This is a genomic window from Bacillus sp. GW823-FHT06B01 (assembly GCF_058952315.1).
The window spans coordinates 1-26,930 of record NZ_JBXAHR010000012.1 but is presented as its reverse complement, the minus strand read 5'-3'; the positions used below and the strand labels follow the sequence as shown (position 1 = coordinate 26,930).

Sequence of the window (26,930 nt, the reverse complement as noted above, 5' to 3'; positions counted from 1 at the left end):
TTCTAATTAAAATCAAGTTTCATTTCATACTAACAGGCTTCAACAACAATATACTTCCTTAATAATTCAAACCAATATAATGTACATAATTTTTATACCTAAATAACGTTTCGTTTCTTTTTAATTTGTAAAAACATCATACTAAAGATATTCCTTATATATTGAAATTCTGTGCTTTTATAAAAAGTTAATACGTATATTACATTTGGTACTAATAAGCAAATCACACCTTTTCCGACTAACGAAATAAAAGTACTACCTTCTATGAAATAATTACATATACTTGTAGTAATGAAACCTGTTACGACAGTTAAAAATATATAAAATACGTATGTTGTAAAATAACTCCAAACTGATTTCTTAAAAAGATTTTTATATACAATATAAGGCTGAATCCAAAGTACAGTAGCAATTGTACTAATCGCCGTTCCTATGAATATACCTACCAACCCAAATATGTTAGCTAATAGAATAGATAAACTTAAATTGATTATCGCTTCAACTAATGGAATATACTTATCTTGTACAAATAATCCCGCTTTATTTTTAAAAATAGCTATCGCGGTTCGCATCCCTGTTAAATAAAAGTTAATGAGTATCACTACAAAAACTATGTTATTTAATAAATACTTCTTATCAAGCCACCACCCTATAAATGGCTCTAACAGATTAAATAAAAATATGGTACAAAAAGAAAAGATCCAAAAATTCACTAAATAAGCCACTTTAAATATTACATAATTTTTGTCATTATTCTCAGTTGCAATTAGATTTCCTACACTTGCTTCAATTCCATTTAATATAGGATTTACTACAGCTGCTAATTGATTTATTATCATTGTATAGTTCGAATATATCCCTACCATAGCAAGACCTACAAAAGATGAAATCAGTATATTATCAGTTCCAAATACAATATATCCTCCAATATTATGCAAAAACATCGCCTTTACATTTATAATTAATTTTTCTTTCGTATCATTATCTATAGAATATTTCTTTTTTGTCTTTATATAAGGATAGTTCTTATTCACAATCCTACCGTTTACCACATTTTGAATTACATATATACTCAACTCTATAATTAAATACAATATATAATCTTTCGTGTACATCAGTATAAATATTTTGAATATTGTAGTTACCACTTGAAATAAGAGATCCATCCTAGCCAATATGTATCCTCTTTGATCTGCTTGTATTAAAGACCTCTTATGAGCATTTAAATAGGTAACTACATTTTTTACCACGAATATCGAATAGATTATCGCAACATTCGATATAGACGCCCCATCTTTCATTAAATAACTTAAAAAGGGATATATCATAGCACTTATTACTAGAATAATGATTGCTAAAATCTGATAAATTTTTTTATATAATTGAACTAGAGCTATAATTTTATACTGATTATTTTCTGCCAATGGTTTATACAAATTGTATACTATACTTGCCCCTATACCAGCTTCAATTAACACCAACATGGATAAAACATTAATTAACAAGCCATCTATCCCTAAATACTCTATTCCTAAACTATCTAAAAAAACTTTCCTAGATATAAACCCTAGAATAACAATAACCATTTGAGAAAATATACTTATTGATATATTCTTGATTGAATGCATCGTTCGCATGATTAATCCCCTTCATAAGTTAAACTAAACTATCGATAGGTGAATATTAAAATTGTATTATTTTGGATAATACTCACTCCTATTTTTTAAAATCCCAGTTGTAGCTGCCACTTCTTCATATCTATCCCCTTTTTGCAAAATTATTAATTAAAAATTTATACAATAATGGATGTAACTTGGTTGCCAATAATAAAAACTTTACACTTTTTCCATACTCTTTTAAACGTATTGTTTTATAAAAATAACGATTCAATATACTAATAACCTTATAATATTTACCCTTATGCTCATTAAGTCTTCCACTCAATGATATTAAATTTAATACTACCATCGAACAATTTCCTAGTTTTAATATAACTAAGTTATATAACTCCTTATAATATCGCTCCATAAATTTACACATTTCATCATAAATTAAGACTGAGTCAATTTTAATCTCTTTTACAGCCTGATCCATCATACTATTATCACGCTTTATATAATGATATTTAGGTTCTCCTATAAAACATACTTTGTTACACTTATGAATAGCTTTATACGTAAATGCTGTATCTTCATATGACATACCTACTGGAAATTTAATACCCTCTAATAACTGTCTTTTGAAAAGTTTAGTCCAAACAACTTCATCATACAAATTCCCTTCTAGCATCGCTTTCATCGCGCTATATCTATCATGAATAACAAACGGATGATTGCTTGAAATTACCGTTTTATCATTGTAATGAATTTCACTACTACAAATAGCTATATCACAATCCTGTTCTAGGCACATACCATATAACAATTCATACATATCCACTTCTATCCAATCATCACTATCAACAAATCCTATATAATCTCCCTGTGCTACTTCTAATCCTGCATTTCTTGCTGAAGATAATCCACCATTTTCCTTATGGATTACTTTAATTCGACTATCTTGAGTCGCATACCCTTCACAAATCTCACCACAACTATCAGGAGATCCATCATCAACAAGTATCAACTCAAACTCTTTGAACGTTTGCTTTAATATAGAATCAATACATTTATGAATATATTGCTCAACTTTATAAATGGGAACAATAATACTAATTTTAGGATTCATAATTGCACCCTTTCATTTACAATTAACTTAAAAAACGATTTACCTTTTCTAAGTTGTTAAATTCCTCTTCTAACAAATTAGTCGTTATCTCTTCACGCACTCTTTGTTGATCCAAAAGATATTTAATCTTGTAATATAGGCTTTCCTCATTACATTCAGCAACAAAACCATTATATCCATCTATTATTTGCTCATTTGCGCCTGTAAAATTAGTCGTTACAATAGGCTTTTTTAAGCATTTTGCCTCAGCTAATGTAAGACAATACCCTTCATGCCGAGATGTTTGAACATATATATCTGATCGATGTATATAAGGATAAGGATTCTGTGTTGATCCCATTAATACAAAGTCCTTTTTTAAATTATATTTACATATTAGCGTCTCATAATACGTTCTATTTTCCCCTTCTCCAATACAGTACCACCGTACTTCATACCCTTCCTTACGTAACATTGACAAAACTTTAATTGCAATGTCTTGACCTTTTTCCTCCGAAAGTCTACCTACTGTTACTATCTTCATACCTTTATATTCATTATCAAATTCTACTTTTTCTTTCGCCATTTCATTTATTAAATCTGGAAGTACAATATTTAAAAAGACACTTGTCTTACTTTTTACTTTAGGAAACTTCTCTATTAAATGTTTTTGTGCTTCTTTAGAAACTACATATATATTATCCAGCTGATTATATAATTTCTCATATAATTTTGTATTAACTTGATGTTGAAAAACATCAAAATGGATCCAAGAAATTTTCTTTTCTGAAGTTACTCTATTAACTATATAATAATCAATTATGTCAGTAGGACCTTGATATGCTATTGCTATATCATAATTATTCTTATTATGTGGAATATCTTTAAAAATCTCTTTATAGAAAACATATCTATCCTTTAAATTTTTTGATACCACATAAGTGAATAAAAAATTTAAACCCTTAATATACTTTGCATTTTCAAAGTACTCTTTAATCGTTTTCTTTGGTGGTTGCATAATTTTAGGCTTTATATTTTCAAACCAAGTAACTTCTTCTATCTTTACCCAACTTGGTAATTGTTTTAAAAATCCCCCTCGCTTCTCCAGCATCAATACTGTGACATCATACTTTTCTTTTGGTATTACAGATAATAAAGAAAGAAGTGATTTTTCTACACCACCTATATTCATACTACTTACCATAAATAGCACTCTTTTCATAATTATCTCCTTCTACCACCTAAAAGTTTTATATCAAAATAAAAAACACCCTCGAAGATGTTTTCACAAAAAACATAATTTATAATAGCGAACCGCCCATATTTCTGTAATACGATAACAATACCTTCTAAAACAAGTTACATATTAGAATTGGCTATTCTATATAACTTTTTTAACTCTTCTCTCGTATCTACCACTTCTTTTTCTATATTTTCTCTCAACCGTCCATCCAGCAATGTATCACTTAATATTTGTACAATAGAATCATACATTTGCTGCTCGTCAAATTGAACGATTAATCCATTGTGGTTATGGATTATCTGTTCACTTGCTCCTGTAAAATCTGTACTAATAATTGGGTTATTAAAACATCTAGCTTCTGCAAGTGTTATGCAGTATCCCTCATATCGAGACGGTTGTACATATAAATCACATTGTTTCATAAATGGATAGGGATTCGAAACTGCTCCTAAAAATATATAATCACCCTGGACATCGTAATTCTTCACAAGCTTTTCATACATTCCTCTTTCCTTTCCATCCCCTATACAATACCATCTAACATTGAAGCCAGCTTCTTTAAGTCTAGCTAACACAGATATTGTTAAATCCTGCCCCTTTTCTATACTCAATCTACCAACAGTAAGGATTCTTACGCCCTCAAAATCATCCGCAAACCCAATTCCTTCATTTGCCATCTTACATATCATTTCAGGTGAAATAATATTTAAAAAAGTTTCTGCCTTATTTATCAATTCTGGAACAGTTTGAGTAAGTTTCATCTTTCCTACATCTGAAACTACAAAAACATGTTGAAATTTTTTATATACTTTGTTAACAAAATGCTTATTAAAAAATATCTTTTCAATATCGAAATGGATCCATTGAATCTTTCGTCTAGCCTCTACTTTATTTGCCACAAAATAACTAATAAAATCCATTGGCCCAGCATAAGCGATAGCAATATCATAATTTTTATAAGCATCTTCATAATTCTGTAAACAATATTTAAAAATAACACTCCGTTCTTTCATAATCTTAGAGATTACGTACAACACTGCCAGTTGCAGCGCTTTTACAATTTTTCTTTGTTTTATAAAATCCGCTATAACTACTCGTGTTGGTTTATTTAATATATATTGCATTTCCTCGTAACCCTTTACATACTCAATACGAACCCCCTTTGGAATAAAATTTAAAAAATCTCCTTTTTTCTCTAACATTAAAATTGTCACTTCATATTTTTCTTTTGGGATTTCTGCTACCATATTTAATAAGGCCTTCTCCGTACCACCTATATTCATATTTATAATCATAAAAAGCATTCTCTTTTTCATAGTTCCCCCATTCTTTCTATTTATAAAATCCTTTAATTGAAAGAAGCATATATCTTCTCAATTTCCTCTTCCGTTCCAACCTTTTCTTTCCTTAAATTTTCAAATAACCGTTTTTTTAGCAAATCGTTTTCTATAATTTCTTTCACTCCTTCATATATTGCTTCCGAATCCATCTTCACTATTAAACCATTCTCTCTATGTTTGATTTGATTATGAACTGTAACAAAATCGGTTACTACTATAGGTTTTTGAAATATTCTAGCTTCTGCTATCGCCAAGCCAAATCCTTCATACCGAGAGGGTTGTACATATATATCACTGTGTTTTATAAAAGGATAGGGATTCTTGTATGTACCTAATAATATAAAAGTATCGTGTAAATTATATTTACTTATCCTATCCTCGAGTTCACTTTGAAGATTTCCTTCGCCGATTACATACCACTTAAATCTATAGCCTTTTTGCTTTAATTTATAACAAGCTTCTATGGCCAATTCATATCCTTTTTCATAGACTAATCTACCAATCGTTAATATTCGTAATCCCTCAAACTTATCACTAAATCCTTCACTCTCATTTGCCATCGATTTAATTAACGTCGGCGATATAATATCATAGACAACCTGAATTTTCGACTCTATTTTAGGAATTTCTTGAATCAATACTTCCTTACAACCATCGGAAACAGCTACTATTTCATTAAATTCCTCATAATAGTTCAAGTCAAAATCTTTATTAAATGCAGCTAACCTATAATCCGTATTCACCCAAGCGATTTTTTTGCACGCGTAAACCTTATTTGCCACAAAATATGTTGGCATTCCTTGACTATAAGCTATGGCAACATCATATGTCTCCTTTAAACTATCCATCCCTTTAGACACCCATCTCCAAACTACTTGAGCTGCATGTAATTTTTTATTTATGTATGGATTTCTAAGAGATATAGAAGCCCCAACTCTAAGAAATAACTCTTTAAAGTATTTATGTTTGATTAAATAATTAAATTTCTCAGCCTGTCTTTTAATAATTGTCGGTACTTCTAAAACGTTTACCTGTTTTGGAAGTAATGGTAAATACAATCCACTAGCAGAGAACATTAACAAATCAACTTCATATTTCGTATAATCAAATGAAGAAAGTAAAGAAACTAAACTTTTTTCAGCTCCTCCACTTTGTAGCGAATCTATAACGAATAAAATTTTTTTCTTCATAACTATCACTACCCTAAAGTGTTTTTATTGCACTCAAAATATTAAAAACCATTTGCTTATTCTCCCTTTACGAAAATAATGCATATAATTTATTGATTTCATTACGATTTCCATATTCACCTTTCAGAGTATTGTCTACCAGTGCTTCCCTTAATTCTTTATCTTCAATAAGTCTCTTTATTCCATTAACTATCCCGTTTATTCCCATCTCAGTTATTAATCCATCAATTCCATCCTGTACCTGACTTTTGGCAGTTGAAAAATTAGTAATAAGTACTGGCTTTCCGATGATTTGTGCTTCACGAACTGTTACAGCTTTCCCCTCATACCTCGATGGCTGCACATATATATCACATGCTTTTATATATGGATAGGGATTTGTCTTTTTACCCAATAAAAAAAAATGTTTTTCCAGTTTAAGTTCAGCTAATAACTTTCTAAGTTCAGCTTCTAGTGCTCCATACCCAACTACATACCATTCCATATCATATCCCTCATCTAATAACTTTCTTAAGGCATGCATAGCAACGTCTATTCCTTTTGCATATGATAACCGCCCTACAGTAACAAGCTTTATTTTTCCAGGTTTCATCTGTAGTTCTTTCATAACATCTTCCCTGTATGCTTGCTCACGTACGAACTCCGGAGATAATATATTTTCTATAATTTCAACATCCTTATTTACATTGGGTAAAATACTAAGAAATGAATCTCGACATCCTTCTGAAACTGCTACGATATTATCCATTTTGCTCCACATTTTATACTCCATGTTTGCATTAAGATTTATATTTGAATAATCTGTATGAATCCAACCAATCTTTCGTTTCGCTCGAACTTTATCTCCAACAAAATAATGGGGCCATAAAAAACTAATTGCTACATCATACTCCTCTTCCAGTTTCGGTATAAATGGTAAAGTTATTCTCCATCCATACTGAATAACGAAATATCCCACCTCTGCACTTTTCACATATCTCCCATGCACATCCCCAAAAATTTTCCCTAAAGTCCTTGCCATTCCAATTGTAATTTGCCCTTCTTGCAATATTTGTTTAATTGATTTTCTAAAAGTAGTATATTGTTTTACTTCCTTTAACAAATTAGGCAGTTTAGGTAATAAAAAAAGAAACTCTCCCTCATGTTTAAATAACATTAAATCTACATCATATTTGCTATAGTCGATTGTATTCAATAAACCAATTAAACTTCTTTCTACTCCTCCAATTGCCATATCAAATGATGTAATGAGAATTTTTTTCTTTTTCATTTCTTACTCCCTCATCCGATTTATTTTACTAGTTTTATTCTTATGAAAGTAAGTACATTTAACTATGATTCCCTATACTCTAATCCATATAATAATAACCACTCTGGAATATTACTCTTTATATCAAAACCGCGCTTCGAGATCGTATCAGCTATTATTTCTGTATTTAATTTTTCTTTTTCCAAAACCTTTTGAATTTCTGCAGACCATATTTTAAAATTTTCATCTAAGCTAACAAATGATATTATCCCTAATCCCATATCAACATTTTTAGTTATTGTATTTGCCACTACACACGGAACACCTGCACACTGTGCTTCTAATGCAACAATTCCAAATCCCTCAAAAAGTGACGGAAAAAGAAAAACATCAAACATCCTTATAATTCTTGGAATGTCTTTTCTTACTCCTAAAAATCTAACTTTTTCATAGATACCTAGTCTTTTGGATTCTAGCTCAATAGAGTTCTTTAACGGTCCATCCCCTACTAAAACAAGCATAAAATTAGGATCATATTTTAAGACTTCATTGAAAACTTTTAATATAAATATATGATTTTTAGATTCAGAAAAACGCCCAATATGACCAATAACTTTCTGTTCAACTGGTATATTGAATTCATTCCTTACTGCATTATCATCCTGTATATTTGCATTAACAAATTGATTAATATCTATTGCGTTTTTCATTATCTTTACCTTTGAATTATCAATGTTTTTTTGAAATAAAAAACGTGCAGATTCTATACTGCACGCACAATAATTTGTTCCCGCATAAGTAATAACTGTTCGTAAAAAACTCAATAAAACTTTCCCTTTTATCCCCGATCCCATCGGCCAATTATTACTATGTGAATGACAAATCCTTATTTTTATGCCAGCTATTCTAGCAGCAATAGCCACAATCCCCCCCTGATAATCAGTATGTGCATGGGCCGCCACATATTGATTATTAGACATTACCTTAACAAGCTCTTTAATGTATGAAAGAGGGCCTAGCTGTCCTAAGCTTGATATTCGGTGTATTTTCCCACCTAACGCAATGATTTCCTTATCATAATCACTTTCTTCACTTTTATGGGAAACAAAATCAAATTGCACCATTTTTCTATCTATATTCCTATATACATTCATTAATAATGCCTCAGCGCCACCTCGGTCCATCGCACTAACGATATGTAACACTCTTTTTGGTCGTTCTTGTTTAAACATTGAAAATTACTCCCATCTAAGAACGATTTTCAAATATATATTTTATCCCCAAAAACTACTCTTATAAACTATTCCTAAAGTAATAATATGTTCATATACAAAGTAAACAAAATAACATAATATTACTGCATAATAAATTAACTTTTGATCCTTTTCTATAAATAACTTTATAACCCACGATATCAATATCAAATGGTATAACCCAAAATATATGGAGAATCTTGCAAAAATCCAATTTTGAGTTGAAATAATCATAAATACTAGACCTAACAATGCCATATTTACGATATAATCACTTTCCGGAAAAATCTCTCTTAATTTATGTCTTCCAACATAAGCGAGAATGAGCGGTATTGCATCCACAGCAACCCGAAGAATATTAGCTCCTCCTTCTTGAAAATCCTTATAGTGACCATATTGTGTATCCCCTATCGTTGCAAAGAAAATTTCTGCAAACTGATTAAACCCTATTACTATAAGTACCGCAATAAAGAGTAATATAAATGTTATTGTCGACCATGCTTTTCTTCGGACTACAAAATAAATAGGAATTAATACAAGGGCGCTTTGATGAAAAGTAGAAGCAAATAGTACGATCAAAAAATATCTCTTCCAATTCCCATCTAAAATATATTTTGTAGCAGTAAAAATAATCGCTGCAGTTAAATACTGTCTTACTCCATTCATTGACACTAAATACATGCCGGATGCGATATACACATATAAACTTAATTCAATCATTCTTGAATATTTATATAGAACTGCTACTATTAATATATTTGTTATTAGGGCTGTTATCAAAATCAAAACTTGCGGATCATTCGTATATGCCTTTAAAATCATTTGCAAAATACTAAATCCAACATCCTTACTACTTTGAATATAATCCCAATTAAAATCAGTAACTGTAAAAGCATGCATATAAAAATACGTATCACCAATATTATTTCTAAAACCAGATACTAGTACAAGAGATGTCGTCGCCATTAAAATCAATAGTCGATTCGGTTTTAACATCACCATTTCTGAAGTTACTGGCATAGCAAAATACCGTGCGAAAAACGCTAGTATGAACACTATAAAAAAATTCATCCAAAGTATAGTCATTATTCTTCCCTCTTATCAATCCTAAGTAAATCCCTATATATTTACTTTTATTCTTGTTTTCAATGTAATGTAACTATATAGAATAACCCCAAATGGCACTGCGCAAAGGGTAAGCACTTTACATGGTGACTCTTTTATAAATTTTTTATTTTTCGCTATAAAGCTACTTGAGACATAATGTACAGCTTGTCTATATTTAAATAACCTATTTGCAAATGGTAGCTTCATCAGTTCCTTACGATAAAAAGCAAAACCTTTTGGATTTTTACGATACTGACTTAACATGTTCATCGAAGAACCATCAGGCATATATTCAACATAACAAAGTGCTTCGTTCATGAGTAACATCTCATATTTCTGATCCAACATATAGTATTTATATGCCAAACCTACATACTTTTCATTTTTAAAAATCGGATAAGGATACTCCCTAGTTAGTTCTGTACGATATACCAATTTCTTATCTCCAGTTACACCATGTTTATTGTAAAGATTAAACAGTGTAGAGCGGTTAAGATTTAATGGTAGCTTTGAACCAATTACTGTCCCATCTTTATATAAATCAAGAGCAATGATTCCACTTACTTGGTCACTTCCATTTTCATCCCAAAACGAAATGATCTTCTCTACGGCATCACTAGGCATTGAGTCATCTGAATCAATGCACACATTAAGTTCAGTATCAATCATCTCGTAAGCTTTATTATGAGCACCATGCATCCCTTGATTTACTTGCCAATAATATCTTATACTTATACAACCTTCAGAAATCCAAGAATGCACTAACTCCTTTGTATAATCATCAGACCCATCATCTATAATTAACCATATAAAATCTTTACACGTTTGCTGCTTCAAACTTTCATAACACCCGTGAAGACAATATGCTCGATTATATGTAGGGGTAAAAATCGTTAGCTTTTTCAATATGCTCACCTCGATACTTCAACATAAAACTTTTGGATAAACCCTGTAATATTTTTTATATCATATCCTTTTTCAGCTAATACATTTTGTTCCACACTTCGCGATACCTGCTTGTTCGCTATATTTTGTAATGGACCTACCCAATTTCTTATTTCTAACAATGAACACTGTTCAACTAAATTCAACCCCAAATCCACATCTTGTGTAATAGTGTCCGATATAATACATGGCAAACCCGCCCCTTGTGCTTCAATAAGAGTAACTGGTAAACCTTCATAAATAGATGGAAATATAAATGTATCAAATGCTTGTAATAAACGATTAATATCACTACGTATTCCTAAAAATTTAACTTTATCTGTTAGATTCAGTTTCTCTACTTTTTTCTTCATTTCTAATCGAAGCGACCCATCTCCAACTAATAGAAGAATAGAGTTCGGCCTGTATTCTATTAATTGAGCAAAAATATCAATTAAAAAAGTATGATTTTTTGGATGTGCAAATCTTCCCACGTGTCCAATCACAAAAACATCCCCATGAAGGTTGAGTTCTTTTCTTACCTGCGCTCTAATGTCTGGATTAAATGTAAATTCATCACATTCAATTCCATTTTTTAATATTTTTGTTGCACTTTCTCTATTAGCAAACAACCATTGCGCTGCAGCTACTGAACACGCTAAAAAATGTGTAGCACACGACGTAATAAATGCTCCTGCATACCATTTATATATTTTTGCTATAGCCCCACCCTCACTGCTTGTACTATGACTATGCGCAATCCTAACTGGCACCCTTGCTTTTTTTGCTGAACGAAGGACAAATCCGCTCATTTTATCCATATGTGAATGAATGATTTTATATTGTGGATGAGAGTTAAAGAAGGTATTGAGAGCCTTTATATAACCTCTATGACCAACATCTGTAACGTATGGAATTCTATGAACTTCCCCGCCCAACTTTACTATCTCTTCATCAAATACTCCCTCTTTACAAGTTAAAAAATCAAATTGTACTTTTGAGCGGTCTATATTACGATACAAATTCATAATTAAAGTTTCGGCTCCGCCTCTATTCATATTTACGACTACATGTAATACTCTTAATGGAGTGCCCAATTTAAATCCTCCATTTCATCCATATAACTTGTATAAATTTCCTTTTTCTCTTTCAATACTTCATTAACTGAATATTCATTCGCAATAATAGTACGTCCATACTGTCCAAACTGCGCTTGTAATTTAGTATTTTTAGAAATAGTATTGATTCTTTCAGCCATCGTCTGTATGTCATCGCGTTCTATAGTCCAACCATTTTTATTATTAATAATTAACTCCCTGTGCCCTCGGTTACTTGTAGCTACAACCGGAAGTCCACAAGCCATGGCTTCCATAATATTAACTGGCAAACCTTCCCTGTAACTGGATGCAACAGCTAGATCACACATCAGTAGCAAATGGGCTATATCATTTCTATAACCAAGAAAGTGCACCATACTACTCACACCTAGTTGCGTCGCTATTTTTTTGCACTCTTCCATTAATGGACCTTCTCCAGCAAGCAAAAGCTTTACATGTGGCATTTCATTTTTCAATTGTGCTAATACATGGATTAAAAAGCTTTGATTTTTATTCTTATTAAATTCAGCAGCATAAAACATTAAAAAATCTTTAGACTTATAACCATTTTTATGTCTTATTTTCTCCTTTTCACTTTCAGTAACAGGAACATATCGTTCTATATCTATCCCTACACCATGAACGAGTTTAATATCTTTAGCTTGAAAACGATGTTTAACCGCTAAATTGTAATCTTCTTGATTAATTGTTATGAGACAATCTGTAGTAGTAGCTAAACTTCTTTCGATTGGATAGTATAAAAGCCAATTTATAAACGGCGATCCTTTACAAAAGTGAAATCCATGCGCCGTATATATGACCTTTGTCCCTTCCCGCCGTGCTTTCCGGGCAGCTATTCGAGCAATTACACCTCCCATAGGCGTATGACAATGAATGATTTTATATTTATTTTGGTGAATAATTGATTTTAGTTTTTTATATGCATGAAGGTTTTGTATGCTAAGAGGTGATCTTTGAATAGGAATATTATATTTTTGAGTTACGTACGGAAGGTGCATATTCCCATTCGCTGCAACATGTACTTCCCAACCTTGGTCTGCAAACCATTTCAAATACGGTAAATGAAATGCTTTAAAATGATAATCCACAGTTGCACAAAACAGAACTTTTTTAGACACCATCCCACGCACCCGTCTTATTATAAATTTTTGCCTTTAACCTGATACTGGTATTAATAGCTTTAAAGTTTTACGCTGATTCACTAAATTTAACAATCGCTTTCTTAATTCTAATTCATTTAACACTGAATATTCAGAAATAAATTTTTCTATCTCATCTATACGAACATTCATTTCTTGCCCTACATAAATTCTCGGGTGGACTTGCTTTTCATTCATTTCATCTTCTTTTAGTAATTCTTCAAACAATTTCTCTCCAGGGCGTATACCCGTAAATTCTATTCCTATTTCATCCACAGAGTTTCCTGATAATCGAATGAGGTTTTTAGCAAGATCCACTATTTTTACTGGTTCTCCCATATCGAGTACAAAAATTTCTCCACCTTTTGCTAACGCACCGGCTTGTACTACCAGTCTAGATGCCTCCGGAATAGTCATAAAATAACGAACCATATCTGGGTGAGTAACTGTAACTGGCCCCCCTTTTTGAATCTGCTTCTTAAATAACGGGATAACACTCCCTCTACTTCCTAAGACATTTCCAAATCGTACCGTAACAAACTTTGTATGACTTATTTTATCTTTATGTTGTATTACCATCTCAGCTAATTTCTTTGTCGCCCCCATAACACTCGTTGGGTTCACTGCTTTATCCGACGAAATCATAACAAACGTTCCTACTCCATGTATTTTTGCCGCCTCTGCTATATTCATAGTCCCAATCAAATTATTTTTAACTGCCTCTTCAGGATTGTTTTCCATCAATGGTACATGTTTATGTGCAGCAGCATGATATACAACATGAGGAAGATGTTTATTCATGATTAAATGCATCTTCTTTTCATCTTGAATATCTGCGATTTCTGGAATAAACACGCCTTTTTTATCATTATGTTTTTCATTTAATTCCACTTCTATTGAATATATACTGTTTTCTCCGTGCCCTAATAAAATCAATTTTTTCGGCTTAAATTTCGCAACTTGTCTACAAATTTCTGAACCTATTGATCCACCTGCACCAGTAACTAAAATGACTTTATCCGTTATATAATCTGAAATGATATCCACATCTAACTCTACAGGATCACGCCCTAATAAATCTTCTACTTGAACATCTCTGAATTCATTCACTGAAACTTTACCTGTTACTAAGTCTTCTAACATTGGAAGAATTTGCGTTTTTACATTTGTTTTTAAACAATCTTTTAAAATATTATTTCTATCTTTCTTGTTTAGCGAAGGAATTGCTAAAATTATCATTTCAATATTCAGTTTTTTGATAACGTAATCAATTTGGTTCGTACCACCAATTACCGGAATCCCCCAAATATCAAGATTATGTTTTTTGACATTATCATCAATAAACGCGACTGGCATTAATTCCGTAGCACTATTCTTCAACAACTGTCTTGCAACCATTGTCCCAGCGGATCCCGCACCAACAATTAACGTTCTTTTCTTATTTCCTTTTTTTACATAATAAATATCTCTGTACATTCTCCAAATAAAGCGAGAACCACCTATTAATAAAATATGAATCATCCAAGTAACAACTAACAATCGAAAATACATTTTCCCCATGACTAGTTGCTGTACAACCGCTGTAGTAAGTATAGAAAATGTAACAACCTTGCATATAATTAGCAATTCTCCTATACTTGCATATTCCAATGCCTTTTTATACAACTTATAAATAAAAGCAAACAAATGATGACTAACTAATAAAGTGATAGAGCTAATAACTGATGATAAAGTGATAACACTGAAGCTAGCATTTACAAAAAAATAACTAAAAAAAATAGCAGTTAATACTATCAGTGAATCCATTAAAAGCAATAACGATATCCTCCGGCGATACGTCATATAACTTCCTCCTTTAATCAATTCCTTACTTAACTCTTTCAAACTTAAAGTTTCTAACTATATTCTCTTTATTAAAAACACATAGTTAGAAACTTTAATAAAACATGGGCATCTAACCCTCCCTCACATTACACTTTTGACGACTGGCATCTAAGGTTGTTTTCACAACCCACAGCATAATCGAGTGCCTCCATTGATAGCGGTCAGGAGACATCACCACATCACGATTTTATTTTCTTCTTTATAACGAACAATTCCACTTGTGAAAGTTTAATTTAAAAATAGCCTTTATACTTTCCCATTCAAAATCGCACCCAACATTCTACTTTTCGTAAAACTTAGTGCCCTTTTCGTTTCAAGTGCGTCTTCGTTCACAGTGCGATTATATCGGATCACCAAAAGTACTCCTTCACACTTATCAGCTAATACGCTCGTATCTGTTACTTCTAATACAGGGGAAGAGTCAAATAATATGATGTCATACCGTTCCATCGCCTTTTGAATCAACATATCCATTTCCTCTGAACTAAGTACTTCTGACGGATTGAATGGTACTGGACCGCTAGTTAATACATCCAGACTCTCCATCCTTGTTTTTTTTACAGCACCTACCAAATTTGTTTTTCCGTTCAATATGTCAGTTAATCCAATTGTATTTTCTACTTCTAACATTTCATGAATCGTTGGTGTTCGTAAATTCGCATCTATTACCAATACTTTTTCACCTTTTTGTGCTATTGAGACTGCTAAATTTACTGTAATCGTTGATTTCCCTTCACCGTACCTCGGAGAAGTAATCACTATCGTCCTGATTTTATGCATAGACGAAGATAATTGAATGTTTGTTCGAAGCGAACGATACTGCTCCGAGATTTTCGATCTTGGGGCGGTATACGCAACTATACTTTCTCCTTTAACTTTATTTGTTTTCCGTCTATTTTTGTATGCCACTCCGTTCCCTCCCCCAATAACACTGTATTTTTCCCACTAAATTTATCTTTCATATTCTTCTTATTCATTTTAGAAATTCCACCCAAAACAGGGATATCTAACAATTGTTCAATTCGTCGTTCTGATTGGATTCTCTCATCCAATGAATCCAATAAAAAAATAAAACCGATACTGAGCACCATACCTAACGTGAATGCGATTAGTATCGTCTTAAAGTGATTTATATTTATAGGCATAGAATTTTTTTGAACTGGATCCTCTGGTAATATACTTACATTATTAAAATTCAGTATATTTGCTACTTCTTGCTTATAAACAGCCGCTGTAGTATTTGCAATTTTATGTGCAAGCACAGGATCCATATCCACTACATTTATCCTCATAATTTGAGAGCCTTGTACACTTTCTGTACTTATTTGTCCACTTAATGCACCTGCTGATCTGTTTATATTCAATTCAGCAGCTACTTTTTCTAATATTACAGGCTCATTTACCATTGCTTTCAATGTATTCATCGTTTCGGCATTAGCTTGAACAATTACCCTTGCCGAAGAAGCATACAAAGGCGTTTTCATATACATACTATACAGGACTCCTCCTACCGTTGTGAGCGTCGTAAACAATAGTAGTATCCACACCCTTTTCCGCATTAAAGTGAATAGATTTTTCAAATTTATTTCCTTATTCATTACTTCTCCCCCTCATTTAATACCAATGAGATTTCAGTTGAGCATTCCATAAAAAAACAAAAACAAGATTATTATTTTTATTTTTCGAATATACAAAACTTCCTAATTACTGTCATTTTAGTTCTTTATATAGAACGAGTCAATATAATTTATTTTTGTTTAATCACTTCTTAATTCCAGCTCAAAAATTACGACAATATTCTTCATAATTCACTGTAGATAAATGACGAAAATCCCCTATCACTGCAGTATCAAGGGGTTTTTCTTTGTATTGAAACGTAATTGAGCTAGGCTTTTTAACCCATTTAAATAGGCCATATATATTAAATAACTCACTTTTTCAAATGATATTCATTTCGTATAAGTATTAGCAAGTACATTTTTGAATTTATTTGCTCCTTTATATTCCTCCTATAAAAATGCCCGATAAATAAAAAAAACCTCAACACGTTATGTGTCAAGGGTTTGAGCCTCTTAGTATAGAGACATATATTGATCGCGTTCCCATTGGTGAACTTGTGTGCGGAAGATATCCCACTCAATCTCTTTTGCTTCAATGAAGTGCTCAAGTAAATGTTCTCCTAGTGCACCGCATACTACTTCATTAGATTGTAATGTAACTAATGCTTGCGCTAATGTTGCTGGTAAGTCAACGATACCTGCTTCTTCGCGCTCTTCTTTTGTCATTACATAGATGTTACGGTCTACTGCAGCTGGTGGAGTTAATTTGTTTTTAATTCCATCAAGACCTGCTGCTAATAATGTAGCCATTACTAAATATGGGTTTGCAGCTGGGTCAACACTACGTACTTCTACGCGTGTACTAATACCACGAGATGCAGGAATACGTACTAATGGGCTACGGTTTTGTGCAGACCATGCTACGTAACAAGGAGCTTCGTATCCAGGTACTAAACGCTTGTAAGAGTTTACAGTTGGATTTGCTACCGCTGTAAATGCTGGTGCGTGTTTTAAAATACCTGCGATGAAGTGACGAGCATCATCACTTAATTGTAAGTCACCGTTTTGATCGAAGAATACGTTCTCACCATTTTTGAATAGTGATAAGTTACAGTGCATACCTGAACCGTTCACACCATATAATGGTTTTGGCATAAATGTTGCGTGTAAACCGTGTTTACGAGCAATTGTTTTTACAACAAGTTTGAATGTTTGAATGTCATCACATGAGCGAATTGCATTTGCATATTTAAAGTCAATTTCGTGTTGCCCTGGAGCAACCTCATGGTGAGACGCTTCAATTTCAAAGCCCATTTCTTCAAGTTCAAGAACGATATCACGACGACAGTTTTCCCCTAGATCCATCGGCGCAAGGTCGAAGTATCCACCGTTATCGTTTAATTCTAATGTTGGATTTCCTTTTTCATCTACTTTAAATAGGAAGAATTCTGGCTCTGGTCCAAGATTGAAATCTGAGAATCCCAATGCTTCCATTTCTTTTAATACACGCTTTAAGTTGTTACGTGGATCACCATCAAATGGAGTGCCATCTGCATTGTAAATATCACAGATTAATCGAGCTACTTTTCCTTTTTCAGCTGTCCAAGGGAAAATTACCCAAGTATCTAAATCTGGATATAAGTACATATCAGATTCTTCAATACGTACGAAACCTTCAATAGAAGATCCATCAAACATCATTTTGTTATCAAGAGCTTTTGTTAATTGGCTCACTGGAATTTCTACGTTTTTAATTACTCCTAAAAGGTCCGTAAATTGTAAGCGGATATACTTTACATTCTCTTCTTTCGCCAAACGGAAAATATCTTCTCTTGTGTACCTAGCCATTATAAATTCCTCCTTAGTCCCTCTAAACACCTTCAGAATCAGTTATCTTTAGTGAAAAAACCTTGAAATGTCACCTTGTCGCAATGAAGTCCGATTAAATCTACCTGTATGTTGTAGTTCATCTCGAAGTATTTTGCGAAGCTCAGTTTTTGAAATTTCTTTCGTTTCTTCTTTTACTTTCACTGTTTCTGTTTGATTTACTTTCATTAGTAACACTTGTTTAATACCAGCCATATTCAAGCCTTGATCTAATAAATCTTTAATCTCTAACAACTTATCTACATCGTTAAATGAAAATAATCTACGATTCCCCTTTGTACGGGTTGGAGAAACAAGATTATGCTCTTCATAGTAGCGAATTTGACGTGCAGATAATTGTGTTAAATCCATAACAATACCAATAGGAAACAGCGGGGCAGAACGTCTATCTTCTTTCATTGTTTCAGTTCCTCCTTCGCCTTAACTGTTTCTCATTTTATACCATGTTATGTTTAGTGTCAATAGATGTTAGATTTTCTTACATGATTTTTTTATAAATTTTTTCATTCTTTTTTCTAATGAGATTAATCATTACTTTCACACGAAAAAAGCTGTCGAAATCGACAGCTTCCCCTTAAGAAATTGTTAATAATTCTTTTTCAATTAACGCATCAATTGCAGAACAAATTGCAATCTTCACATGTGAATAAGTTAACCCACCTTGCACGTAAGCAACATAAGGCGGACGAATTGGACCATCAGCTGACAATTCAATACTTGCACCTTGAATAAACGTTCCCGCAGCCATAATTACATCATCTTCATAACCCGGCATATAGTTGGCATATGGAGTGAAGTGAGAATTAATTGGAGATGCATATTGAATCGCTTGGCAGAATGCAATCATACGATCTTTATCATCAAATTGAACAGACTGAATTAAATCTGTTCTTGGTGCATTCCATGCTGGTGATGTATTCATTCCTAACTTCTCTAAAAATGCAGCTGTAAAAATCGCACCTTTTAGCGCTTGTCCCGCTACATGCGGCGCCAAGAAGAAACCTTGATACATTTCTTGCAGACTGTATAAAGATGCCCCTGCTTCCGCACCGATTCCCGGAGATGTTAAACGATATGCACACGCTTCAACATACTGTTCTTTACCAACAATGTAACCACCAGTTTTAACAATTCCACCACCAGGGTTTTTAATAAGCGAACCTGCCATTAAATCTGCACCTACATGACATGGCTCTTGCTCTTCAATAAACTCACCATAACAGTTATCTACAAACACAACAACATCAGGTTTAATTTCTTTAACGAATGCTATCATCTCTTTAATTTGAGAAATAGTAAACGATGGACGAGTAGCATAACCTTTTGAGCGCTGAATCCCAATCATCTTCGTATTACTATGAATTGCAGTCGCAACAGCTCCAAAATCAACAAGCCCCTCTTCAGTAAGCGGAACTGCATTATAACCAATATTATATTCTTTAAATGAACCTACACCTTTTCCGCGTACACCAACGATTTCTTCTAATGTATCATACGGTTTGCCAGTGATGTACAATAACTCATCTCCCGGACGTAAAACACCGAATAACGCTGTAGAAATAGCATGAGTACCTGAAATAATTTGCGGACGAACAAGACCAGCTTCCGCTCCAAATACATCCGCATACACTTTTTCTAACGTATCACGGCCAATATCATCATAACCGTAACCTGTCGTCGGAATAAAATGCGAGTCACTAATTTTATGTTTACGGAAACTTTCTAACACTCGAAACTGATTGCTTTCAATTACTTCATCCGCGCGTTTATGTACTTCTGTAATCTGGCTCTCTACTTCTTTTACGATTGGAGCAATTTTTTCTCCATTTTTCAAACGATCAAACATTTTTATTTTCTCCTTCTTCCACTAAAAATCTCTTTAATTGTACATTAAGCGATGAATGAGCAAAAATATACCCCACGCAATTATATACAAATTTATCTTCCAGAAACTCCATCTTTGTTAATAGCGTCTCCGTCTTTAATAGCGTTAACAACTTACCTTCACTCGGTGGAATTTCCACTTGATAACGATTCATTTCTTCCTTCATTTTCGTTTCTATCGCTTCTTTTATATGCAATAAATCACTTTGTTCAAAGGCACTAGTCATTAAGAAGTCACTTTTCGGAAACGGAATAAAGTTTTGATGTAATTCATCTTTTTTATTATATAACGTAATAATAGGAATATGATTAATTTCAAGTTCTGACAATAATTGTTTTACTGTTTTCTCATGCCCTACATAATTAGGATCCGCTGAATCAACTACATGTAAAATAACATCCGCTTCACCAGCTTCTTCTAGTGTCGAACGAAAAGCAGCAATTAATGACGTAGGTAAATCTTGTATAAAGCCCACCGTATCAGTTAGTAATACTGTATAACCTGAAGGTAACTGCATCTTCCTTGTCGTCGGGTCTAGCGTTGCAAACAACAAGTTTTCTTCAAACGTATCTGCTTCCGTCAATCTATTAAACAGTGTAGATTTTCCCGCATTCGTATACCCTATTAATGAAACTTGAAATACTTTATTATCTTTTCTTCTCTCACGATATCTTTTTCGATGCTCCACAACAACTGCAAGTTGTTTCTTTATTTCATCAACGCGTGATCGAATATGACGACGATCCGTCTCCAGTTTCGTCTCACCCGGCCCTCTCGTTCCAATACCACCACCAAGACGTGATAAAGACAATCCTTGCCCCATAAGACGTGGCATTGTATATTGCAACTGAGCTAATTCTACTTGAAGCTTACCTTCCCTCGACTTCGCACGTTGCGCAAAAATATCTAATATTAGTTGCGTTCGATCAATTACCCTCGCATCTAATACTGAGGATAAATTCCGAATTTGACTCGGCGTTAATTCGTTATTAAATACGATAACATCCGGTTCTAATTCTTCCGTTAACATTGTAAGCTCTTCTAATTTACCTTTACCTATATAAGTCGCCGGATGAAACTTCGGTCGTTTTTGCGTTGTAGACACTAACAATTCTGCTCGTGCAGTCTTCGCTAGCGATGCAAGCTCTTTCATGGAATGCATAAACTTTTCATCATCATCTTGTGGCAATTGACAGCCTACTAATATGACTTTTTCTTTTTCTTCCATCAAATATGTTCACTCATCCTTTTCGAAATTTAAACCTTCTAATATAATAGCAGAGGAAGCACATTTCATCTAGTTAGCGGGGGAGAAAATTCATGGCATGGGAGATTTTTAGCATCATAGGCACAATCGCTTTCGCACTAAGCGGAGCCATTGTTGCAATGGAAGAGGATTATGATATTTTCGGGGTGTATATTTTAGGAATGGCAACCGCATTTGGGGGAGGTGCCCTTCGTAATTTATTAATCGGTTATCCGATTGTCGCGTTTTGGCAACAAGACATGTTATTCCAAATCGCACTACTATCAATGACGATTATTTTTCTTTTTCCTAATAAATTAATTAGACATTGGAAAAAGTGGGAAAATATCACTGATGCTATCGGCTTATCAGCATTCGCCGTACAAGGAGCATTATATGCTCAAAAATTAAATTTACCAATTAGCGCTACAATCGTAGCAGCTGTTTTAACTGGTATTGGCGGTGGTATCATCCGCGATCTTTTAGCCCGCAGAAAACCTCTCGTCCTTCGAGCTGAAGTATATGCCTTTTGGACGATTCTAGCAGGTTTCTTAATCGGCGCTCAAATTATTGTTAGCGATTGGGCTCTATATACCTTATTCATTTTAATTGTTTGCTTCCGCATGGTTTCTATTCATTACAAATGGCATTTACCGCATAGACGTATCGATACAAAAGAACGTTCAATGCATAAATAGCAATCTAACCTCTTTACATATCGTAAAGAGGTTTTTCTTTTCTAATGAGTTTTTCTTTACATAATGTTTATACTAATCCTCAAAGCGAGGTGAATACAAATGACAAACCATGTTAATAAAGGCGCTCAAAAAAGCTCAGTAGGTCAAATTGGACACGATCCTAATTCTGCACACGAAAAAAGCGCTAAAATGGAACACTTCCATAAATCTTATCAAGAAAAAGCAAAAAAAGAGTAAAAGCACTTATACAAAAAACAGACGCACAGTTTACGTACTGTGCGTCTCCTCTTCAAGCATCAAATCACAACTTGATATCCCAATTAAATCATATTTATCATACGTATCCTCTTGCAACAACCGCATAGCCTGTGTACGAATCGATTTTTCAACAATATTCCGTACATATCTTCCATTACTAAACGATGTAATTTGCGATGAGTACTTTACAGCATGTAAATGATCTCTAAATTTCCATTCAGCCTCTTTCGATAACTGGTATTCACGTTCTTCATACATCCTCTTTCCTATTTCTAACAGCTGATTTACTGAGTAATCCGCAAATTCAATTATAAACGGAAAACGTGATTGCAGACCTGGATTTAATGAAAGAAAGTGATTCATTTCTCTTGAATATCCGGCTAATATCAATACAAAACCGTGTTGTTTATCTTCCATATGCTTTACAAGTGTATCAATTGCTTCTTTCCCAAAATCTTTTTCTCCCCCTCGGGCTAATGAATACGCCTCATCAATAAACAAAATACCTCCCATTGCTTTTTTTATTAAATCTCTTGTTTTTTGAGCTGTATGACCGATGTACTCTCCTACAAGATCCGCACGTTCAGCTTCAACTAAGTGCCCTTTTGATAGAATATTCATCTCAAACAACAATTTCCCTATCATTCTAGCAACAGTTGTCTTCCCTGTACCTGGATTCCCTTTAAACAACATATGGAGTACTTGCTTCTCAGACTTTAACCCTATTTCTTGTCTTTTTTTATTTACATAAATCCAAGCATATATTTCTTTTATTATCTTTTTTATATCATCCATGCCAATAAGCTTTCCCATTTCTTCTTCAATTCTTTGCAGCATCTCATGTTTCGTAGTAGTTTCATTTGAAATTACTGTTTTATTTTCTGCGGCTGGTAAAGAAATTTTCTTTCGATGATTTAACACAATATTAATTTGATTATTATTTTTCTTTCGCATCGATTGTTCCATACAATCACCTCATTTTATCCCGCTATTTGCGAGCAGTAAGACTCCCACCTCAAAATTCAGCAAATATTAGGAAGTTAGGCTGCAGATAATTGCCCGTAAATGCCCGATTGGTACAGGCTAATGATCAGCGATGGATTAACAAAATCCCACTGATTAAAGTTTCGCTTTATCCACTCACCAAATATTATTATTCCTGTCTCCCTTGCAAATGACTATTTTCAGAAAAGTTTGCTATAATATAAGAAATAATGAAGGTGGTGGGACTATGGAGACAACGGAATTCCATGATACAATACAAGCCTTTTCTATTTTTTTATTGAATAAAGGCCGAAAACCTTCAACCATTAAACGTTATGTTTATGACATTGAAGATTTCGGACATTGGTTAAAAAAAAACCAAAAGCTCCCTTCCAGTAATATATGGGCTACACTTTGTACAAAAGACTATGAAGATTATTTTTTCGACTTAAAAAAGAATCGACATTACTCAGAGAAAACGATGCACCGTGTATTTATTGTATTAAATAGAATGCATCACTTTCTAAACATACCTAATCCATTAAAGAATATGGAAATTTCTATCCAACCAGACCGCAGGCTTCGCGATGAAGATTTCATTTCATCTGATGAGGAAAAAAGATTAAAACATATAGTCTCTTCATTGGAAGGACTTTCAGAAAAACAACGTCCTGTGCGCCCTTTATTGATAGATCGTAATATCGTTATTTTAAACTTATTAATCGACTATGGATTATCCTTACAGGAACTTACAGCATTAACTCTGCATCACGTCCACTTTGAAACTAACACATTATCTATCCCAGCAACCGCAGGGGTAGAAAGAACAATTGCATTAACTAACGAAGACAAAAAACAACTATATGCTTATTACAAAAGCATCCCTGAACCCGTTCGTCCAAAATATCATAGCCATGACCCATTATTTATCGCATTTGATTTTAATCGTGGAACATACAGATGGGTATACGAAAATGATGCACCGAAGGGATTAACAGAAATCGCTATCCAAAAAATGATTCGCCTTGAAGTATCTAGAGCTAATTTACGCAAAGGAATCTCAGGACAACACTTTCGTAACACCTATATTTTAAACTTAATAAAAAAAGAAACTCCGGAGTCAGAAATTATAAAACTAGCTGGATTCAAATCAAAAGTTTCACTAAAACGATATTATCAATACGCAGAAAATAGAAAAAACGCCTTATCATAAGGCGTTTTTTCTATTTTTTCTTTAAACAAACGATTTTACTATGACCATTTAACTAATTTTTGCATCTACTATGATGAGTTTCGTTCATATCCTCATGAGAAAGGAGAGATTTAATGTCTCATTTTAACGACAGTCAGAACAAATTCTCCAAACCATGCTTTCCAAGTAGCGCCGGACGAATCCCAAATACCCCATCAATCCCAGTTACTAAGGTACAACTTAGAACATTCCGTGCAATCATTATTGATTTAACAAAAATAATCCCAAAACTTTTCGCAAATCCATCTCCTCAAAACATTGAAGATCTAATCGATACATTGAACCTACTAAGTAAATTTATTTGTTCACTAGACGCTACTTCCTCCCTGAAAGCACAAGGGTTAGCTATTATTAAAAACTTAATAACTATATTAAAAAATCCAACCTTCGTAGCAAGCGCTGTATTTATCGAGCTTCAAAATCTAATTAATTATTTACTTTACATTACAAAACTATTCCGAATCGACCCTTGCACACTTCAAGAGCTTCTTAAATTAATAGCAGCATTACAAACCGCTCTAGTTAATTCTGCTTCATTCATTAAAGGACCTACCGGGCCTACTGGGCCAGCAGGCGCTACTGGCGCTACCGGACCTCGAGGTAACACGGGTGCTACTGGCGCTACCGGACCTCAAGGTAACACGGGCGCTACTGGTGCTACCGGACCTCAAGGTAACACGGGCGCTACTGGTGCCACCGGGCCTCGAGGTAACACGGGTGCTACTGGTGCCACTGGGTCTCAAGGTAACACGGGTGCTACTGGCGCCACTGGGCCTCGAGGTAACACGGGTGCTACTGGTGCCACTGGGCCTCAAGGTAACACGGGTGCTACTGGTGCCACTGGGCCTCAAGGTAACACGGGTGCTACTGGTGCCACTGGGCCTCGAGGTAACACGGGTACTACTGGTGCCACTGGGCCTCAAGGTAACACGGGTGCTACTGGTGCCACTGGGCCTCGAGGTAACACGGGTGCTACCGGTGCCACTGGACCTCAAGGCGTTCAAGGTAACACGGGCGCTACTGGTGCCACTGGACCTCAAGGTATTCAAGGTAACACGGGTGCTACTGGGCCTCAAGGTAACACGGGTGCTACTGGTGCCACTGGTATAGGAGTTACCGGACCTACCGGACCTTCTGGTGGGCCTCCTGGACCTACTGGGCCTCAAGGACCTCAAGGTAACACGGGTGCCACTGGTGCTACTGGACCTCAAGGTGTTCAAGGTAACACAGGTGCTACTGGGCCTCAAGGTATTCAAGGTAACACAGGTGCTACTGGGCCTCAAGGTATTCAAGGTAACACGGGCGCTACTGGTGCGACTGGGCCTCAAGGTATTCAAGGTAACACAGGTGCTACTGGGCCTCAAGGTATTCAAGGTAACACGGGCGCTACTGGTGCGACTGGAGCTCAGGGCGTTCAAGGTAACACGGGTGCCACTGGACCTCAAGGCGCTCAAGGTAACACGGGTGCTACTGGTGCCACTGGACCTCAAGGTGTTCAAGGTAACACGGGTGCTACTGGTGCCACTGGACCTCAAGGCGCTCAAGGTAACACGGGTGCTACTGGGCCTCAAGGCGTTCAAGGTAACACAGGCGCTACTGGTGCCACTGGACCTCAGGGCGTTCAAGGTAACACGGGTGCGACTGGTGCCACTGGACCTCAAGGTGTTCAAGGTAACACGGGTGCGACTGGACCTCAAGGCGCTCAAGGTAACACAGGCGCTACTGGTGCCACTGGACCTCAGGGTATTCAAGGTAACACCGGTGCTACTGGTGCCACTGGACCTCAAGGTGTTCAAGGTAACACAGGCGCTACTGGTGCCACTGGACCTCAAGGCGCTCAAGGTAACACGGGTGCGACCGGACCTCAAGGCGTTCAAGGTAACACGGGTGCTACTGGACCTCAAGGGGCCCAAGGTAACACGGGTGCGACCGGACCTCAAGGTGTTCAAGGTAACACAGGCGCTACTGGTGCCACTGGACCTCAAGGTGTTCAAGGTAACACAGGCGC

The 26,930-nt window shown here is 34.6% G+C and carries 23 protein-coding genes; 4 read left to right on the top strand and 19 right to left on the bottom strand.

Annotated elements, in window-relative coordinates; translation table 11 throughout:
* Positions 1 to 98: 98 nt before the first annotated feature.
* The 18 genes from AC1Q8N_RS28100 to hflX form a co-directional block, all read right to left on the bottom strand.
* A complete protein-coding gene (locus tag AC1Q8N_RS28100) occupies positions 99 to 1,637 on the bottom strand; it encodes a lipopolysaccharide biosynthesis protein (protein ID WP_048544212.1) in 1,539 nt (512 codons plus the stop codon).
* 121 nt (positions 1,638 to 1,758) lie between these two features.
* A complete protein-coding gene (locus AC1Q8N_RS28095; RefSeq protein ID WP_048544214.1) occupies positions 1,759 to 2,727 on the bottom strand; it encodes a glycosyltransferase family 2 protein in 969 nt (322 codons plus the stop codon).
* Positions 2,728 to 2,749: 22 nt separating this feature from the next.
* On the bottom strand, positions 2,750 to 3,928 hold the full coding sequence (locus AC1Q8N_RS28090) for a glycosyltransferase (protein WP_098069038.1): 1,179 nt from the start codon (positions 3,926 to 3,928) through the stop codon (positions 2,750 to 2,752).
* Positions 3,929 to 4,065: 137 nt separating this feature from the next.
* Complete coding sequence (locus AC1Q8N_RS28085) at positions 4,066 to 5,265, bottom strand: glycosyltransferase (RefSeq protein WP_048544217.1); 1,200 nt, start codon at positions 5,263 to 5,265, stop codon at positions 4,066 to 4,068.
* A 32-nt stretch (positions 5,266 to 5,297) separates the two neighbouring features.
* On the bottom strand, positions 5,298 to 6,479 hold the full coding sequence (locus AC1Q8N_RS28080) for a glycosyltransferase (RefSeq protein WP_098080372.1): 1,182 nt from the start codon (positions 6,477 to 6,479) through the stop codon (positions 5,298 to 5,300).
* Positions 6,480 to 6,546: 67 nt separating this feature from the next.
* Positions 6,547 to 7,749, bottom strand: coding sequence for a glycosyltransferase (locus tag AC1Q8N_RS28075; RefSeq protein WP_098080374.1), 1,203 nt, complete (start codon positions 7,747 to 7,749; stop codon positions 6,547 to 6,549).
* Positions 7,750 to 7,811: 62 nt separating this feature from the next.
* Positions 7,812 to 8,960: a glycosyltransferase family 1 protein gene (locus tag AC1Q8N_RS28070; RefSeq protein ID WP_098643007.1), complete on the bottom strand. Its 1,149-nt coding sequence runs from the start codon at positions 8,958 to 8,960 to the stop codon at positions 7,812 to 7,814.
* Between the two features lie 42 nt (positions 8,961 to 9,002).
* Entirely contained in the window at positions 9,003 to 10,067 is a 1,065-nt protein-coding gene (locus tag AC1Q8N_RS28065; RefSeq protein WP_061677953.1) for an EpsG family protein, read from the bottom strand.
* Positions 10,068 to 10,100: 33 nt separating this feature from the next.
* Positions 10,101 to 10,994, bottom strand: a complete 894-nt coding sequence (locus AC1Q8N_RS28060; RefSeq protein WP_098080378.1) for a glycosyltransferase family 2 protein — start codon at positions 10,992 to 10,994, stop codon at positions 10,101 to 10,103.
* A gap of 5 nt (positions 10,995 to 10,999) precedes the next feature.
* Complete coding sequence (locus tag AC1Q8N_RS28055; RefSeq protein WP_098080380.1) at positions 11,000 to 12,109, bottom strand: glycosyltransferase family 1 protein; 1,110 nt, start codon at positions 12,107 to 12,109, stop codon at positions 11,000 to 11,002.
* A complete protein-coding gene (locus tag AC1Q8N_RS28050) occupies positions 12,094 to 13,251 on the bottom strand; it encodes a glycosyltransferase family 4 protein (RefSeq protein WP_098080382.1) in 1,158 nt (385 codons plus the stop codon). Before AC1Q8N_RS28050 ends, AC1Q8N_RS28055 begins: the two co-directional genes overlap by 16 nt.
* A 33-nt stretch (positions 13,252 to 13,284) precedes the next feature.
* Positions 13,285 to 15,111, bottom strand: a complete 1,827-nt coding sequence (locus AC1Q8N_RS28045; RefSeq protein ID WP_098080384.1) for a polysaccharide biosynthesis protein — start codon at positions 15,109 to 15,111, stop codon at positions 13,285 to 13,287.
* A 288-nt stretch (positions 15,112 to 15,399) separates the two neighbouring features.
* A complete protein-coding gene (locus AC1Q8N_RS28040) occupies positions 15,400 to 16,062 on the bottom strand; it encodes a CpsD/CapB family tyrosine-protein kinase (RefSeq protein WP_000323607.1) in 663 nt (220 codons plus the stop codon).
* Positions 16,011 to 16,751, bottom strand: coding sequence for a YveK family protein (locus AC1Q8N_RS28035; RefSeq protein WP_046957676.1), 741 nt, complete (start codon positions 16,749 to 16,751; stop codon positions 16,011 to 16,013). The genes AC1Q8N_RS28040 and AC1Q8N_RS28035 overlap by 52 nt, the downstream gene beginning before the upstream one ends.
* A 474-nt stretch (positions 16,752 to 17,225) precedes the next feature.
* Positions 17,226 to 18,560 carry a type I glutamate--ammonia ligase gene (glnA, locus tag AC1Q8N_RS28030; RefSeq protein WP_000135338.1) on the bottom strand — a complete coding sequence of 445 codons (1,335 nt, stop codon included), beginning with the start codon at positions 18,558 to 18,560 and terminating at the stop codon, positions 17,226 to 17,228.
* A gap of 48 nt (positions 18,561 to 18,608) precedes the next feature.
* Positions 18,609 to 18,998: a transcriptional repressor GlnR gene (gene glnR, locus AC1Q8N_RS28025; protein WP_000656785.1), complete on the bottom strand. Its 390-nt coding sequence runs from the start codon at positions 18,996 to 18,998 to the stop codon at positions 18,609 to 18,611.
* A 175-nt stretch (positions 18,999 to 19,173) separates the two neighbouring features.
* Complete coding sequence (locus tag AC1Q8N_RS28020) at positions 19,174 to 20,445, bottom strand: methionine gamma-lyase family protein (RefSeq protein ID WP_000460307.1); 1,272 nt, start codon at positions 20,443 to 20,445, stop codon at positions 19,174 to 19,176.
* The gene (gene hflX, locus AC1Q8N_RS28015) at positions 20,438 to 21,712 is read right to left on the bottom strand and encodes a GTPase HflX (protein ID WP_116443126.1); all 1,275 of its coding nucleotides are present in this window, start codon (positions 21,710 to 21,712) and stop codon (positions 20,438 to 20,440) included. Before hflX ends, AC1Q8N_RS28020 begins: the two co-directional genes overlap by 8 nt.
* Positions 21,713 to 21,804: 92 nt before the next feature.
* On the opposite strand from hflX, the gene AC1Q8N_RS28010 reads away from it, so the two are divergent.
* Both AC1Q8N_RS28010 and AC1Q8N_RS28005 read left to right on the top strand, forming a co-directional pair.
* Positions 21,805 to 22,428, top strand: coding sequence for a trimeric intracellular cation channel family protein (locus tag AC1Q8N_RS28010; RefSeq protein ID WP_000312270.1), 624 nt, complete (start codon positions 21,805 to 21,807; stop codon positions 22,426 to 22,428).
* 99 nt (positions 22,429 to 22,527) lie between these two features.
* On the top strand, positions 22,528 to 22,665 hold the full coding sequence (locus AC1Q8N_RS28005) for a hypothetical protein (protein WP_165775587.1): 138 nt from the start codon (positions 22,528 to 22,530) through the stop codon (positions 22,663 to 22,665).
* A 30-nt stretch (positions 22,666 to 22,695) separates the two neighbouring features.
* Here AC1Q8N_RS28005 and spoVK read toward each other — a convergent pair whose 3' ends face one another.
* Positions 22,696 to 23,652 carry a stage V sporulation protein K gene (spoVK, locus tag AC1Q8N_RS28000; RefSeq protein WP_087982006.1) on the bottom strand — a complete coding sequence of 319 codons (957 nt, stop codon included), beginning with the start codon at positions 23,650 to 23,652 and terminating at the stop codon, positions 22,696 to 22,698.
* Between the two features lie 265 nt (positions 23,653 to 23,917).
* Between spoVK and AC1Q8N_RS27995 the strand changes: the two genes are divergently transcribed.
* Both AC1Q8N_RS27995 and AC1Q8N_RS27990 read left to right on the top strand, forming a co-directional pair.
* Positions 23,918 to 24,883 carry a tyrosine-type recombinase/integrase gene (locus AC1Q8N_RS27995; RefSeq protein WP_098069042.1) on the top strand — a complete coding sequence of 322 codons (966 nt, stop codon included), beginning with the start codon at positions 23,918 to 23,920 and terminating at the stop codon, positions 24,881 to 24,883.
* A gap of 113 nt (positions 24,884 to 24,996) precedes the next feature.
* Positions 24,997 to 26,930, top strand: a 1,934-nt coding sequence (locus AC1Q8N_RS27990) for a collagen-like repeat preface domain-containing protein (protein WP_493521501.1), incomplete at its 3' end; no start/stop codon positions are given.